At 71.5% G+C, this 13,571-nt stretch carries 17 protein-coding genes; 2 read left to right on the top strand and 15 right to left on the bottom strand.

The window, feature by feature from the left end; genetic code table 11:
• Positions 1-3: 3 nt before the first annotated feature.
• The 4 genes from frr to rpsB all read right to left on the bottom strand — a co-directional run bounded on the left by frr (position 4) and on the right by rpsB (position 3,336).
• On the bottom strand, positions 4-558 hold the full coding sequence (gene frr / locus GVL03_RS06010) for a ribosome recycling factor (RefSeq protein WP_159500087.1): 555 nt from the start codon (positions 556-558) through the stop codon (positions 4-6).
• Positions 559-622: 64 nt separating this feature from the next.
• A complete protein-coding gene (gene pyrH / locus GVL03_RS06005; RefSeq protein WP_159500086.1) occupies positions 623-1,339 on the bottom strand; it encodes a UMP kinase in 717 nt (238 codons plus the stop codon).
• Positions 1,340-1,422: 83 nt separating this feature from the next.
• Positions 1,423-2,250 carry a translation elongation factor Ts gene (gene tsf / locus GVL03_RS06000; RefSeq protein ID WP_159500085.1) on the bottom strand — a complete coding sequence of 276 codons (828 nt, stop codon included), beginning with the start codon at positions 2,248-2,250 and terminating at the stop codon, positions 1,423-1,425.
• 99 nt (positions 2,251-2,349) lie between these two features.
• Positions 2,350-3,336, bottom strand: coding sequence for a 30S ribosomal protein S2 (rpsB, locus tag GVL03_RS05995; protein WP_159500084.1), 987 nt, complete (start codon positions 3,334-3,336; stop codon positions 2,350-2,352).
• A gap of 332 nt (positions 3,337-3,668) precedes the next feature.
• Between rpsB and GVL03_RS05990 the strand changes: the two genes are divergently transcribed.
• Positions 3,669-4,190, top strand: a complete 522-nt coding sequence (locus tag GVL03_RS05990) for a murein hydrolase activator EnvC (protein ID WP_159500083.1) — start codon at positions 3,669-3,671, stop codon at positions 4,188-4,190.
• A 32-nt stretch (positions 4,191-4,222) separates the two neighbouring features.
• On the opposite strand, the gene GVL03_RS05985 is transcribed toward GVL03_RS05990, so the two are convergent.
• From GVL03_RS05985 to GVL03_RS05940, 10 genes are all read right to left on the bottom strand, one after another.
• Entirely contained in the window at positions 4,223-4,816 is a 594-nt protein-coding gene (locus tag GVL03_RS05985; RefSeq protein ID WP_159500082.1) for a DUF3060 domain-containing protein, read from the bottom strand.
• 44 nt (positions 4,817-4,860) lie between these two features.
• Complete coding sequence (locus GVL03_RS05980) at positions 4,861-5,772, bottom strand: tyrosine recombinase XerC (RefSeq protein WP_159500081.1); 912 nt, start codon at positions 5,770-5,772, stop codon at positions 4,861-4,863.
• Positions 5,773-5,848: 76 nt separating this feature from the next.
• Positions 5,849-7,024 (bottom strand): DNA-processing protein DprA, encoded by a 1,176-nt coding sequence (dprA, locus tag GVL03_RS05975; RefSeq protein WP_159500080.1) that lies wholly within the window; start codon positions 7,022-7,024, stop codon positions 5,849-5,851.
• The gene (locus GVL03_RS05970; RefSeq protein WP_159500079.1) at positions 7,021-8,550 is read right to left on the bottom strand and encodes a YifB family Mg chelatase-like AAA ATPase; all 1,530 of its coding nucleotides are present in this window, start codon (positions 8,548-8,550) and stop codon (positions 7,021-7,023) included. Before GVL03_RS05970 ends, dprA begins: the two co-directional genes overlap by 4 nt.
• A complete protein-coding gene (locus GVL03_RS05965) occupies positions 8,547-8,909 on the bottom strand; it encodes a YraN family protein (protein WP_159500078.1) in 363 nt (120 codons plus the stop codon). The genes GVL03_RS05970 and GVL03_RS05965 overlap by 4 nt, the downstream gene beginning before the upstream one ends.
• A gap of 95 nt (positions 8,910-9,004) precedes the next feature.
• Positions 9,005-9,328: a DUF2469 family protein gene (locus GVL03_RS05960; RefSeq protein WP_159500077.1), complete on the bottom strand. Its 324-nt coding sequence runs from the start codon at positions 9,326-9,328 to the stop codon at positions 9,005-9,007.
• A gap of 12 nt (positions 9,329-9,340) precedes the next feature.
• Positions 9,341-10,021, bottom strand: coding sequence for a ribonuclease HII (locus GVL03_RS05955; protein ID WP_159500076.1), 681 nt, complete (start codon positions 10,019-10,021; stop codon positions 9,341-9,343).
• The gene (lepB, locus tag GVL03_RS05950; RefSeq protein ID WP_159500075.1) at positions 10,018-10,782 is read right to left on the bottom strand and encodes a signal peptidase I; all 765 of its coding nucleotides are present in this window, start codon (positions 10,780-10,782) and stop codon (positions 10,018-10,020) included. Before lepB ends, GVL03_RS05955 begins: the two co-directional genes overlap by 4 nt.
• Positions 10,783-10,922: 140 nt before the next feature.
• Entirely contained in the window at positions 10,923-11,270 is a 348-nt protein-coding gene (gene rplS, locus GVL03_RS05945) for a 50S ribosomal protein L19 (protein WP_159500074.1), read from the bottom strand.
• A gap of 167 nt (positions 11,271-11,437) precedes the next feature.
• Positions 11,438-11,941: an MFS transporter permease gene (locus tag GVL03_RS05940; RefSeq protein WP_159500073.1), complete on the bottom strand. Its 504-nt coding sequence runs from the start codon at positions 11,939-11,941 to the stop codon at positions 11,438-11,440.
• Positions 11,942-12,077: 136 nt separating this feature from the next.
• Between GVL03_RS05940 and map the strand changes: the two genes are divergently transcribed.
• Positions 12,078-12,860: a type I methionyl aminopeptidase gene (gene map / locus GVL03_RS05935; protein WP_159500072.1), complete on the top strand. Its 783-nt coding sequence runs from the start codon at positions 12,078-12,080 to the stop codon at positions 12,858-12,860.
• Between the two features lie 15 nt (positions 12,861-12,875).
• Here map and trmD read toward each other — a convergent pair whose 3' ends face one another.
• The gene (gene trmD / locus GVL03_RS05930) at positions 12,876-13,571 is read right to left on the bottom strand and encodes a tRNA (guanosine(37)-N1)-methyltransferase TrmD (protein WP_159500071.1); all 696 of its coding nucleotides are present in this window, start codon (positions 13,569-13,571) and stop codon (positions 12,876-12,878) included.

The raw sequence follows: 13,571 nt of genomic DNA, 5'->3' as shown, positions 1-13,571 counted from the left end.
TTCTCAGACCTCGAGGAGCTCTGCCTCTTTGCGCTTGAGCGCCTCGTCGATCGCGTCGACGTGGGCCCGGGTCAGAGCGTCGAGCTCCTTCTCCGCGCGCGCCAGCTCGTCCTCGCCGATCTCCGACTTCAGCGCGTCGAGATCGTCCTTGGCCTTGCGTCGGATGCCGCGGACGTGGACCTTGGCGTCCTCGCCCTTGCCGCGCACGATCTTGACGTACTCCTTGCGGCGTTCCTCGGTCAGCTCCGGCAGGGTGACCCGGACGATGTTGCCGTCGTTGGTCGGGTTCACGCCGAGATTCGGGGTGTCCCTGATCGCCTGCTCGATCGCCTTGAGCGCCGACTTGTCGTAGGGCGTGACGATGATCGTGCGCGCCTCCGGGTTGTTCAGCGAGGCGAGCTGCGCGAGCGGAGTCGGCGTCCCGTAGTACTCGACGCTGATCTTCTGGAACAGCTGAGGGTTCGCCCGGCCGGTGCGGACGGTCGCGAAGTCCTCTTTCGCGGCTTCCACGGCACGATCCATCCGCCCACCGGCGTCGGTCATCACATCGGCGATCACGGTATCTCCCTCGCTTCCAGCAGAGTTCTCAGTCTAGTCGCGGCCAGGCCGTACCCGTGGGACGTCAGGCCGTGACGAGGGTGCCGATCTGCTCGCCCCGGAGCGCCCGCGTGACGTTGCCCTGGGGCTCCATGCCGAACACGCGCATGTCCATCGCGTTGTCCATGCAGAGGCTGAACGCGGTCGAGTCCACGACCTTCAGGCCCCGGACCAGCGCGTCGCCGTAGGTGATCCGGTCGATGCGGGTGGCCGACGGGTCCTTCTTCGGATCCGCTGTGTAGACGCCGTCGACCCCGTTCTTCGCGACCAGCACCTCGTCCGCGCCGATCTCGAGCGCACGCTGGGCGGCGACCGTGTCGGTGGAGAAGTAGGGCAGTCCCGCCCCGGCGCCGAAGATGACGACGCGACCTTTCTCCATGTGCCGCTGTGCACGCCGCGGGATGTAGGGCTCGGCTACCTGGGTCATCGAGATCGCGGACTGCACGCGGGTGGACGCGCCGGCCTGCTCGAGGAAGTCCTGCAGCGCCAGCGCGTTCATCACGGTGCCGAGCATGCCCATGTAGTCGGCGCGGCCCCGATCCATCCCCCGCTGGCTGAGCTCCGCGCCGCGGAAGAAGTTGCCGCCGCCCACGACGACCGCGACCTCGACCTCGTCGACGGCTGCTGCGATCTCCCGCGCCATCTGACTGATGACGTCCGGGTTGACGCCCAGGGAACCGCCCCCGAACGCCTCTCCCGAGAGCTTGAGCAGAACGCGGCGGCGTCCGGTCGATTCGTCCATTCGTGGGGATCCTCTCGTCGGGAGTAAAACTTACGGCATGCGAAAGGCCCGCACCGAACGACGATGCGGGCCTTTCGAGGCGGCTACGCGCCGACCTTGAACCGGGCGAAGTCGGTGACCGTGATGCCGGCGTCCTGCGCGACCTTCGCGACGGACAGCTTGTTGTCCTTCGCGTAGTCCTGGTCGAGCAGGGCGACCTGCTTGAAGAAGGCGCCCACGCGTCCCTCGACGATCTTCGGCAGCGCCGCGTCGGGCTTGCCCTCGTTGCGCGAGATCTCGGTGACGATCTGGCGCTCCTTCTCGACGTCGTCCTCGGGCACGTCCGCGCGCGAGAGGTAGCTCGGGTTGGCGAAGGAGATGTGCTGGGCGATGCTGCGCGCGGTCTCCGCGTCGTCACCGGAGTACGCCACGACCACGCCGATCTGCGGGGGCAGGTCCTTGCTGGTCTTGTGGAGGTACACCTCGAAGCTGTCGCCGGTGACGGTGCGCACGCGACGCAGCTCGATCTTCTCGCCGATGATGGCGGCCTCGTCGTCGATCAGCTGCGCGACGGTCTGGCCGTCGGCGTCGGCGGCGAGGGCGGCCTCGGCCGAGTCGGCACGGGCGGCGGCCGCGGCATCCGCGACCTTGTCGGCCAGCGCGAGGAAGCGGGTGTTCTTCGCGACGAAGTCGGTCTCGCAGGCGAGCTCGACGAGCGTGACCGCACCGCCCTGCTCGCGGGCGACGACGAGACCCTCGCTGGTGGAGCGATCGGCGCGCTTGGCGTTGCCCTTCGCGCCCTTCAGGCGCAGGATCTCGACGGCCTTCTCGACGTCGCCGTCGGCCTCTTCGAGAGCCTTCTTGGTGTCGACCATGCCCGTGCCGAGCTGCTCGCGCAGGGCCTTGATGTCAGCGATGGTGAAGTTGGCCATGAGTGGCGGCTCCTTCTGTGTGGAGAGTTCTCGTGGATGCCGATCGGCGCGACCGGGATGCGGCCGCGCCGATCGTCGCGTGTCCGTAGGACGCGCGGGTTAGTTGCTCGCGCTGGACTCGGCGGCGGCGACCTCGTCGACCGTCTCGCCCGATGCGACGGCGATCGCCTCATCGTGGGCAGCGGCACCGGCCTCGTCCGCGGAGGACTCGGTCGCGGCCTGGCCCTCGGCGGCCTGCTCGTCGGCGACGATCTCGGACGCCTCGGCCTCGGCCTCGGCGAGACCCGCGACAGCGGCCGTGTCTGCGGAGGACTGCTCGGGAGCGCCCTGCTCGAGGAGCTCGCGCTCCCACTCGGCCAGCGGCTCGGCCGCCTGCTCGGCGTCACCGGCGGGCTGGTGACGCTGGATCAGGCCCTCGGCGGCGGCGTCGGCCACGATGCGCGTCAGCAGCGAGACGGAGCGGATCGCGTCGTCGTTGCCCGGGATCGGGTACTGGAACTCGTCGGGGTCGGCGTTGGTGTCGAGGATGCCGATCACCGGGATGCCCAGCTTCTTGGCCTCGTCGATCGCGAGGTGCTCGCGCTTGGCGTCGACGACCCAGATCGCCGACGGCGTCTTGGTGAGGTTGCGGATGCCGCCGAGCGACTTGTGCAGCTTGTCGAGCTCGCGCTTCTTGAGCAGGAGCTCCTTCTTGGTGAAGCCGCTGTCGGCAGGGTTGTCGTAGTCGAGCTCCTCGAGCTCCTTCATGCGCGCGAGACGCTTGGAGACCGTGGCGAAGTTCGTGAGGAGGCCACCGAGCCACCGCTGGTTGACGTAGGGCTGGCCCACGCGCGTCGCCTGCTCGGCGAGGACTTCCTGCGCCTGCTTCTTGGTGCCGACGAACAGGATGGTGCCGCCGTGGGCGACCGTCTCCTTGACGAACTCGTACGCCTTGTCGATGTACGACAGCGACTGCTGCAGGTCGATGATGTGGATGCCGCTGCGCTCGGTGAGGATGAAGCGCTTGACCTTCGGGTTCCACCGGCGGGTCTGGTGTCCGAAGTGCACGCCGCTGTCGAGCAGCTGGCGAATGGTGACGACGGCCATGGCCGTTCTCCTGTTCTGTACGGTTGATCGCGCCGGACCGGACGGTCGGCGAGCCTGGTGCCCGGCACGCACCCGCACGTCGCTCGCGCGATATGACCGAAGGGTGGGTGTGCCACGACCGGATCCGGAGACCCGCGCCGCTGAAGGGCACGCGTAGTCACCTCGACATGCGAGGTGCTCGATCAGTGTATCAGTCGCGGCCCGTCCCGTCCGCCGCACGGGACGACGAGAGAGGGCTCGACCTCCCCTCCCCCGCGGCGGTCGACCGGCGCCTCGTCCCCATCCTGCCGCCCGCGAACCCGCGACGCCGGCGCCGGCGAGATCCTGGGGCGATGATCCGATCGCTCTCCCGCACGACGTCCGCGCTCGCTCTACTGGTCCTGGCGGCCGCCGTGCCCGCCTCCGCCGGCCCCACGTCCGCCGTGGCGGTCGACGATGCGGTCCCGTCGGATCCGCCCCTGTGGGCCTGGCCGGTCGCCGGTGTGATCGCCCACCCCTACGAGCAGCCCGCCCACGCCTACGGGCCGGGGCACCGCGGAATCGACGTCCGAGCCGAGGAGCACACCGTGCACGCCCCCGACGACGGCGTCGTCGTGTTCTCCGGGAGGGTCGTCGACCGGCCGCTGGTGACGATCGACCACGGCGACGGCATCGTCTCGACGCTCGAGCCGGTCGCCTCGGATCTCGCCCCGGGAACGGCCGTGGCGCGCGGGGACGCCGTGGGCGAGCTCTCGTCGGGCGGCCACGCGGAGCAGGGCGAGCTCCATCTCGGCGCACGTGTGCACGGCGAGTACGTCAATCCGCTGCTGCTGCTCGGCGGGATCCCGCGCGCGGTGCTGCTCCCCTGCTGCTGAGGCGTGCGAGTGCTGCTGAGGCGTGCGGTCTCTCAGCGCGCGGTCACCGTGTTGCGCTGACCGTTGTCACCGACCGGGCCGAGCGGGGATCCTGAGATCTCGTTGTCGTTCCCGGAGACCGCGACGGCGTCGATCGCACCCCGCACCTCCACCTCGTTGCGATCGCCGTTCACGACGAGCGAGCCGACCTGCTCCGCCTCGATCTCGTTGTCCTGACCGTCCACCGTCAGGGTCGCCACCCGTCCGGCGTCGAGGTCGTTGCGGTCGCCGCCCAGCTGGAGGGCGCCGACGGTCGCGGCGGTGGTGTCGAGGTCGATGCCGGTGCCGCCGACGATGACGGACGGGCACTCACCCGTGAGCGTGACGTCGAGGTCGGCGCCGCCCACCTCGACGGGTGCCCCGCCGCAGTCGGTGGTCTGGTCGGACGGCACCGTCGTCCCGGGCTCGGAGGGGGATGCGGAGGGGCCTTCGGTGGCGCTGGCCGTCGGCAGCACCGTCGGCCGCGTCCCCCCGTCGGTCGGCACGACGGTCGGGCGCTCACCGGCCAGGACGCCGCATCCGCTCGTCGAGATCGCGACGGCGATCAGCAGCGCGACGGTGAGACGGCGACGGGAGAAGGCGGGCATGTCCCCACCGTACGCGGCGCACCCGGGAGGTCGCCACCGACCCCTCAGGCGCGGGGGTGCGCGAGCCGATAGGTCGAGACGAGCCGTTCGCCGGAGACGTGCGTGTAGATCTGGGTCGTGCCGAGGCTCGCGTGACCGAGCATCTCTTGGACCGCTCGAAGATCCGCCCCGCCGTCGAGCAGGTGGGTCGCGGCGGAATGGCGCAGGGTGTGCGGCCCGACCGCGCCGGAGCCGAGTGCGGGTCCGACCGTGCGGGCCACGAGGTCGTACACCCGGCGCGGACCGAGCGGGCCGCCCCGCACGCCGAGGAAGAGCAGATCCGTCGCCCGGCCCTCGGGAGCGCGTGCCGCGAGCGCGGGGCGCCCGCGAACGGCGTACGCCTCGATGGCTCGCGCCGCCGGCGCCCCGAAGGGGACGACGCGCTCCTTGTCGCCCTTGCCGGTCACCCGGAGCGTGCGTCGTTCCTGGTCGATGTCCGCCGCGCGCACCGCGCACAGCTCGGAGACGCGCAGCGCCGCTGCGTAGAGCAGCTCCAGCACGGCATGGTCGCGCAGGGCGACCGGATCACCGGATGCGGCGGCGCCGACCAGATCGGCCATCACACCGGACAGGGCGGGTGCGGTCGCGACGGTGGGCAGCGTGCGGCCGCGTTTGGGACCGACCAGGCGCAGGCTCGGGTCCGCGTCGATCGCCCCGGTCTGTCTGGCCCACGCGAAGAATCCGCGTGCGGCTGCGGTGCGCCGCGCGACCGTCGCACGGCTGTCGCCGCGCGATGTCGCCTTCCACAGCCACTCCCGGAGCTCCTCGAGGTCGACGCGGTCGAGACTGGTCTCGGGTCCGACCGTGGCCGACAGGTCGACGAGGTCGGCCCGGTAGGCGCGCACGGTCGCCGGCGAGAGCCGTCGGACGTCCGACAGATGCCGGGTCCAGTCGTCGATCGCCGCGCGCAGGTCCATCCCGCCAGCATGGCCCCGCTCCGACCGGCCGACGGGCAGGCGCCCCGGTGTCCGCCCGGGTCGGCGACGAACACTCTCACGAGCGGCGCCGGCGCCATCCCTCGCCCCGCCCGTCGAGCAGCATCGCACCCAGCACCGCCTCGACATCGGCCACCGACATCCCGGACCGCGCGGCGATCGCCGGCACCGTCAGCACGGTGCGGTCGCTCAGCGCATCGCGCACGCGCGTGTGCTCCGGATCGTCGGGCGGACGCACGGCGTCGTCTCCGAGCGGCACGACGCCGATCAGCTCGCGGGCATCCGCGGCGCTGGTCACGCAGACCGCGTCGAACTCGCGGAGCAGCCGATGGGTGCCCGCCGAGGCCGCGCTGGTCACCGGACCGGGAACCGCCCCGATCGCGCGGCCGAGCGCAGCGGCATGCCCCGCCGTGTTGAGCGATCCGCTGCGGAGCCCCGCCTCGACCACGACGGTCGCGGACGACACCGCCGCGATCAGCCTGTTGCGCTGGAGGAACCGCCATTTGGTGGGCGCGGCTCCGCACGGGACCTCGCTGATGACGGCCGCGGTGGCGGCGATCCGCTCCAGCAGATCGGTGTGCCCGCTCGGATAGGGACGATCGCTGCCACCGGCGAGGAAGGCGAAGGTGCGGCCGCCGGCCGCCAGCGCGGCCCGGTGCGCAGCCCCGTCGATGCCGTACGCCGCCCCCGAGACGACGGCGATCCCCGACCGGGCGAGACCCGCTGCCACCTCGTCGGCGACGTGCTCGCCGTACGACGTCGCCGCGCGGGCGCCCACCACGGCCACCGAGCGCGTCAGCTCGGCGAGTCGGCGTACGTCCCCGCGCACCCAGAGGCATGGCGGGGCGTGGTCGCCCAGGTCGTCGACGGCGGCCGGCCACAGGTCGTCGTTCGGCGTGATGACCGCGATGCGATTACGCCGCGCCCGTTCGACGGCATCGTGCACGGTGCCGCCGCCCCGCCGCGGTCGCCAGCGATCCAGCGCCGCCCGCGCCTCGCGGGGATCGACGAGAGCACCGGCGACGAGCTCGCGGGGATCCGGATCCCCGGCGACGAGCTCCCACGCCTCCGCTGCACCGCGAGCGCGGACGAGGGCGCCGGCGACCCGGTCGCCCGGCTCGATCAGACAGCTCCAGGCGATGCGGGCGACTCGGTCCCGGCGTCCCTGGGCGGTGTCCGAGCGCGGACCGAGCGCGTCGGCGATCTCATCCGCCCGCTCGAAGACGTCGGTCATGCCGTGATCCCCTTCTTCATGAACAGCGCCCGGCCGATGTCCCGGACCTCCAGCCGCGGGCGTTCCTCGAGGTCGGCGAGGGTCCAGGCGACCCGGAGCACCCGGTCGTATCCGCGCAGGGTCAGCGCGCCGCGCTCCAAAGCCGCATCGAGGGGTCTGCGCACCGAGGGCTCCGGCGCTCCGGGCCCCTCGCGCAGCCACGTGCCCGACACGTCCACGTTCCGCCGCCACGGCGTCTCGCGCAGCCGGCGCACGGCGCTCCGGCGCGCACGCGCCACCCGTTCCCGGGCGTGCGCGCTGCTCTCCCGTGTCTCGAGCGGATCGCCGGAGGCGCTCGACACCCGCCGCAGGGGCAGTTCGATGTCGACGCGGTCCAGGAGAGGACCGGAGAGCCGGCCGAGGTACCGCCGGATCGCGAACGGTGCGCACTCGCAGGCCGCTCCGCGCACCCCATAGTTGCCGCAGGGACACGGGTTCGTCGCGAGCACGAGCTGGAATCGTGCCGGGTACCGCACGGCGACGCCCGAGCGATGGATCTCGATGTCTCCCCGCTCGAGCGGCTGCCGGAGCGCGTCGAGCACGGAGGCGGGGAACTCCCCCGCCTCGTCGAGGAACAGGACGCCCTCGCTCGCCCGGGCGATCGCACCGGGACGGATGACGCGCGACCCGCCGCCGACGAGTGCGACGACGCTCGCCGTGTGGTGCGGCGCCTCCAGCGGTGGGATGCGGCTGAGCGAGGTGACGGGCTCGCCCGAGAGCGAGCGGACCGAGGCGACCGCCAGAGCCGCACGCTCGTCGAGCTCCGGCAGGATGCCGGGGAGCCGACGCGCCAGCATGGTCTTGCCCGCGCCAGGAGGTCCGCTCAGCAGCAGGTGGTGCCCACCGGCCGCGGCCACGACGAGCGCCTCGACCGCCTCGCGTTGCCCGACGACGTCGGCGAGGTCGAGCGCCTCGGCCTCGGGGCCGGGCGAGGGTGCCGGCTGCACCGGGTCGGTCGACTCCGGCGGCTCGATCTCGGCGCCGTGCCGGGCCGCGACCTCTGCGAGCGTGGCGGCGCCGATCACCTCGATGCCCTCGACGAGCATGGCCTCGGCGAGATTGCCCGCCGGCACCACGATGCGGGGCCGGCCCGCCCTCACCGCCGCGACGACCGCGGGCAGGACCCCGGCGACGGGCCGCAGCCGCCCGTCGAGCCCGAGCTCGCCGAGGTGCACGGTCGTCGCGACCGCAGCGGCGTCGAGCTCGCCGTCCGTCGCGAGCGCCGCGATCGCGATCGCGAGGTCGAACGCCGACCCCTGCTTGGGCAGGCTGGCCGGCGACAGGTTCACGGTGATCCGGCGGCGCGGCAGCGGCAGGCCCGAGTTCGCGCACGCGTTGTGCACGCGCTGCACGGCCTCCCCCAGCGCCCGGTCGCCCAGACCGATGATCCGGAACTCGGGCGTCTGCTGGCTGAGGTCGGCTTCGACCTCGATGAGGGTGCCCTCGAGCCCCGACAGCGCGACCGACCAGGTGCGCGCGACCGTCATCGCACGTCTCGCAGATGTTCGAGACGGAACGCCGGGGCCTTCGCGCCGAGCACGGAGACGACATCGAGCCGGAGCCGCAACCCGCGCGCCAGGTCGGGATGCTGCTGCGCCCACGCGACGGCGAGGCGCCAGAGCCGGGTGCGCTTGCGGGCGTCGACGGCCTCGAGCGGATGCCCGAACAGCTCGGTCGAGCGGGTCTTCACCTCGACGACGACGATCTCCGCGCCGTCCCGCGCGACGATGTCGACCTCGCCCTGGGCGCATCGCCAGTTGCGGTCCAGGATGTCGTAGCCGTCGCGCGTCAGGTACGCCGCGACGGCGTCCTCACCGTCGCGACCGAGGATGTCTTTCGCTGCCATGCCGACAGCGTGCTCTTCTCGGGCGGGGCCCGTGGACGCCGTGCGGCCGATCGGGACCGATCAGCCGCATCCGCCGCCTGGGGAGGCCAGGTCGCTCAGTTGTCGAGCGAGAGCTCCTCGGGAAGCTGGAAGTCGCGACGCGAGAGCTCCTCGACGTTGACGTCCTTGAACGTCAGCACGCGGACGCCTTTGACGAAGCGGTCGGCGCGGTAGATGTCCCACACCCACACGTCGTTCATCGAGATCTCGAAGTAGAAGTCGTGCTCCGTGTCCCGGCGTACGACGTTGACCTCGTTGGCGAGGTAGAACCGCCGCTCGGTCTCGATCACGTACTGGAACTGCGAGACGACATCCCGATACTCGCGGTACAGCGCGAGCTCGAGTTCGCGATCGTAGTCTTCGAAGGCGTCGTCATCCATGGTGCTCCCATCCTAGATCGGACGGGTGTTCCCTCGCCCATCCGTCGGAGTCCCGGCGATCGCCCACGAGGCGCGGTGATGGGAGCTCATGCCGTGCGCGGAGATCGCCGCGCGATGCTCCGCGCTCGCGTAGCCCTTGTTCCGGTCCCAGACGTACACCGGCTCGGTGCCGTGGAGGTCGACCATCAGCCCATCGCGAGCGACCTTGGCGAGCACGGATGCGGCCGCGGCGCTGGCGCAGTCGCGGTCCGCCTTCACGATCGGTCGGACGGCGCACTCCAGCGCTCCGGCCGCCGAGATGTAGTCGTGGCTCCCGTCGAGGATCACGAGCGCCTCGCCGATCTGCACGCCCTGCGCCCGGAGCCCCTCGATCGCCCGGTGCGCGGCCCGCCCGAGCGCCCGGGTGATCCCGACCTCGTCGATCTCGGCCGACGTCGACCAGCCGATGGCGGACGCGTCGACCCAGGCGCCGGCGCGCGCGGCGACATCGGGGCGGCGCGCCTCCGGGATCAGCTTGGAGTCGCGCAGCCCCTCCGGGACGCGGGGACGACCCGACCGCGGGGCGAGCACGGCCGCGCCGATCGCCACGGGTCCGGCCAGCGCGCCGCGGCCGACCTCGTCGCAGGCGATCACGATCCGTCCCTCGGCCCAGAGCGCCCGCTCGACACGGAGCGTCGGCACCGCGGGCGTCATCGGTCGCCGTCCTCGGGATCCGGGACGGCGGAGAACACCTCGTGGTGGAAGTCGATGAGCCCGAAGCGGTCGAACGGCCACGTGATGAGGAACGCGCGCCCCACCAGGTTGTCCATCGGCACGAACCCCTTGCCGGGCTGTTCCTGGTTGTAGCGGGAGTCCTTCGAGCGGTAGCGGTTGTCGCCCATGACCCAGAGGGATCCCTCCGGCACCGTCACGTCGAACTCGAGCGCCGACGCGGGGGCGCCGGACTCGGGGAGCTGCAGATAGGAGGTCTCGTCGATGGGCGTCCCGTTGACCGTCAGCTGGCCCAGCTCGTTGCAGCAGACGACCCGGTCTCCGGGCAGGCCGATGATCCGTTTGATGAGGTGGTCGTCGCTGTCGGGCGCTGCGAGGCCGACGAGCGAGAGCACCCACTCGACCGCGTCGACGACGGGTCCCTGTGACGGGGCGGCGGCCTCGGGCCCGAGCCATCCCCCCGGGTCGCGGAAGACCACCACGTCACCGCGGTCGTACCCGCCGAAGCGCGGCGTCAGCTCGTCGACCAGGATGCGGTCCTGTTCGACGAGGGTCTGCTCCATCGACGCGGACGGGATGTAGAACGAACGGACGATGAAGGTCTTCACCAGGAACGACACCACGAGCGCGATCAGCACGATCACCACGACGTCCCGCAGGAACGTCACGACTCCCCGACCGCCTCGGGCGGCACGCGGTGCCTCGGATGCGGAGACGTCGGGCATCGCGTTGTCGCTCGTCATGGGGGTCCTTCGGTGCGGGGCGGCTCACGCCGGTCTCTAGCGTCGCACATCGCGCGCTGAGAAGACGCACGACGCCCGCGCGCGGCCGCGGACACGACGAGACCCCCGGCGCTCGGCGCCGGGGGTCTCGATCGGAACGACTAGTTGTCGCGCTTCTCCTTGATCTTCGCCTTCTTGCCGCGAAGGTTGCGGAGGTAGTAGAGCTTCGCGCGACGAACGTCACCGCGGGTGACGACCTCGATCTTGTCGATGACCGGCGAGTGCACCGGGAAGACGCGCTCGACGCCGACCTGGAAGCTGATCTTGCGGACCGTGAAGGTCTCGCGCACGCCGTCGCCCGAGCGGCCGATGACGACGCCCTGGAAGACCTGGATGCGGGAGCGGCTTCCCTCGGTGATGTTCACGTGCACCTTGACGGTGTCGCCGGGGCCGAAAGCGGGGATGTCGGAGCGGAGCGATGCCGCGTCGACGACGTCGAGGATCTGCATGGTTGATCTCTTCCTGCAACCGCCACAGGTCGGGTGCGAAAAATGGGTGTTCACGAAGTGGAGACGGTGCCGGTGCCGGTCGGTGACGAGCGGCGGACTCCCCTGAGGCAGAGTCGGTCAGGGCACGAAGGTCCATTCTGCCACGCGCGGGCGGCAGCGACAAAACGTCATCGCTCCGCGGTCGGGCGCTCCTCCACCACGATGACCTCGTGGGGCTCGGCGTCGGCGCGTTCCTGCGCCGACGGGTGCGGGGCGGGGATGTAGGCGGCGCCGCTGTTCGTGTGCAGCACGATGTCTCCCGGGCGCGCCTCCCGCCAGAGCTCACGCAGCTGCAGCGAGACGAGGACGAGTCCCACGATCACCGTGAGCACCATCACGGGAGCCCACCAGCTCGACACGTAGAACCCGAGGGAGATCGTCAGGGCGTGCCAGACCGCGTAGCCGAGCACGTCCCCCCAGGAGACGGCGCGCGCGGCGCGCACGCTCGGCCGCGCGCGGGTGATCAGGGTGAGGGCGAGCTGGCCGATGAACACCGACGGGATCGCGATGAACAGCATCCACAGGAACGCCCACCCCCCGGCGTTGAAGACGCCCCAGCCCACGAAGAGCCACAGCGGAAGCAGGAAGGCGGCCGGCAGCAGCCACCCGTAGAACGCGCGTCTCACCCACATGCCTGAGATCGTACGCGGGGCTCGTGCGCCCGCGGCGCGTGTCGTGCGCACTCACCGGGATCGCTCAGCCTGTGACGACCGGTGGGACGTGCGCGTCCGCATCCGAGAGAATGGATGCGGACAGAGAAGGAGCACCATGATCGAACTGCGCACCCCCGCCGAGATCGAGCAGATGCGGCCCGTCGGCCGCTTCGTCGCCGAGGTGCTGGCGACCCTCCGCGACGAGACCGCGGTCGGGACCAATCTGCTGTCGATCGACCGCCGTGCGCACGAGCTGATCCGCAGGACCGGCGCCGAGTCGTGCTACATCGACTACCACCCCTCCTTCGGCGCCAGCCCGTTCGGCAAGGTGATCTGCACCTCGATCAACGACGCCGTGCTGCACGGGCTCCCCCACGACTACACGCTGCGCGACGGCGACCTGGTCTCGCTCGACTTCGCGGTCTCGATCGACGGGTGGGTCGCCGATTCCGCGGTCTCGTTCGTTGTCGGAACGGCCCGCGACGAGGATCTGCGGCTGATCGAGACGACGCGGCGGGCGCTGGACGCCGCGATCGAGGCGGCGACCGTCGAGCACCGCATCGGCGACATCTCGGCTGCCGTGGCACAGGTCGCGCGCGGCGAGGGCTACTCCATCAACACCGACTTCGGCGGTCACGGCGTCGGACGCGTCATGCACGGCGATCCCCATATCCCCAACGACGGCAAGGCCGGACGCGGCTATCCGCTGCGGGCGGGACTGGTCGTCGCGCTCGAGCCGTGGTTCCTCGCCACGACCGACAAGCTCGTGACCGATTCCGACGGCTGGACGCTGCGCAGCGCCGACGGATCCCGTGGCGCGCACTCCGAGCACACCGTCGCCATCACGGCGGACGGGCCGATCGTCCTCACCGACCGGTCGTTCCTCGGCGTCGACTGATCGGGCGCACCGGTCTCAGTCGGCGTCCGGGAGCAGGTCGGGACGCCGGGTGCGCGTGCGTTCGAGCTGCTGCGCCCGGCGCCATTCGGCCACGCGTCCGTGGTGCCCGCTGAGGAGCACCTCGGGGACGTCGTAGCCGCGCCACGACGCGGGTTTCGTATACGAGGGATACTCGAGCAGCCCGTCCTCGTGGGACTCCTCGACGAGACTCTCGGGGTTGCCGACGACACCGGGGACGAGACGCCCGACGGCTTCGATCATCGCCATGGCGGCGACCTCCCCCCCGTTGAGCACATAGTCGCCGAGGCTCGCGAGCCGTACCGGGCCGAGCGTCCCCGCGTACGCGAACACCCGCTCGTCGATGCCCTCGTATCGGCCGCAGCCGAAGACGAGATGGTCCGTCGCCGCCCACTCCCGGGCCGTGGCCTGCACGAAGCGCTCGCCGGCGGGCGACGGGAAGACGAAGGTGGGCGTCGTCGACGCGTCGGCCGCGATCGCCTCGAGCGCGGCGCCCCACGGCTCGGGCTTCATGACCATGCCGGCACCGCCGCCGTAGGGGGTGTCGTCCACGGTGCGGTGGCGATCGTGGGTCCAGTCGCGCAGATCGTGCACCCGCACGTCGATGAGGCCTCTGCCGCGGGCACGACCGAGCAGCGAGACCTCCAGCACGTCGAAGAACGCCGGGAAGATCGTGACGACGTCGATCCGCAC

The sequence above is a fragment of the Microbacterium sp. 18062 genome (assembly GCF_902706225.1).
Taxonomy (GTDB): domain Bacteria; phylum Actinomycetota; class Actinomycetes; order Actinomycetales; family Microbacteriaceae; genus Microbacterium.
Note: the sequence above shows the minus strand (reverse complement) of the source record. Positions and strands in the feature narration are given on the sequence as shown.

Excerpts from the sequence above, each read along its gene's own strand:
- pyrH (WP_159500086.1), bottom strand. The coding sequence starts at position 1,339 with ATGGACGAATCGACCGGACGCCGCCGCGTTCTGCTCAAGCTCTCGGGA.
- tsf (WP_159500085.1), bottom strand. The coding sequence starts at position 2,250 with ATGGCCAACTTCACCATCGCTGACATCAAGGCCCTGCGCGAGCAGCTC.
- rpsB (WP_159500084.1), bottom strand. The coding sequence starts at position 3,336 with ATGGCCGTCGTCACCATTCGCCAGCTGCTCGACAGCGGCGTGCACTTC.
- GVL03_RS05990 (WP_159500083.1), top strand. The coding sequence starts at position 3,669 with ATGATCCGATCGCTCTCCCGCACGACGTCCGCGCTCGCTCTACTGGTC.
- GVL03_RS05985 (WP_159500082.1), bottom strand. The coding sequence starts at position 4,816 with ATGCCCGCCTTCTCCCGTCGCCGTCTCACCGTCGCGCTGCTGATCGCC.
- GVL03_RS05980 (WP_159500081.1), bottom strand. The coding sequence starts at position 5,772 with ATGGACCTGCGCGCGGCGATCGACGACTGGACCCGGCATCTGTCGGAC.
- dprA (WP_159500080.1), bottom strand. The coding sequence starts at position 7,024 with ATGACCGACGTCTTCGAGCGGGCGGATGAGATCGCCGACGCGCTCGGT.
- GVL03_RS05970 (WP_159500079.1), bottom strand. The coding sequence starts at position 8,550 with ATGACGGTCGCGCGCACCTGGTCGGTCGCGCTGTCGGGGCTCGAGGGC.
- GVL03_RS05965 (WP_159500078.1), bottom strand. The coding sequence starts at position 8,909 with ATGGCAGCGAAAGACATCCTCGGTCGCGACGGTGAGGACGCCGTCGCG.
- GVL03_RS05960 (WP_159500077.1), bottom strand. The coding sequence starts at position 9,328 with ATGGATGACGACGCCTTCGAAGACTACGATCGCGAACTCGAGCTCGCG.
- GVL03_RS05955 (WP_159500076.1), bottom strand. The coding sequence starts at position 10,021 with ATGACGCCCGCGGTGCCGACGCTCCGTGTCGAGCGGGCGCTCTGGGCC.
- lepB (WP_159500075.1), bottom strand. The coding sequence starts at position 10,782 with ATGACGAGCGACAACGCGATGCCCGACGTCTCCGCATCCGAGGCACCG.
- rplS (WP_159500074.1), bottom strand. The coding sequence starts at position 11,270 with ATGCAGATCCTCGACGTCGTCGACGCGGCATCGCTCCGCTCCGACATC.
- GVL03_RS05940 (WP_159500073.1), bottom strand. The coding sequence starts at position 11,941 with ATGTGGGTGAGACGCGCGTTCTACGGGTGGCTGCTGCCGGCCGCCTTC.
- map (WP_159500072.1), top strand. The coding sequence starts at position 12,078 with ATGATCGAACTGCGCACCCCCGCCGAGATCGAGCAGATGCGGCCCGTC.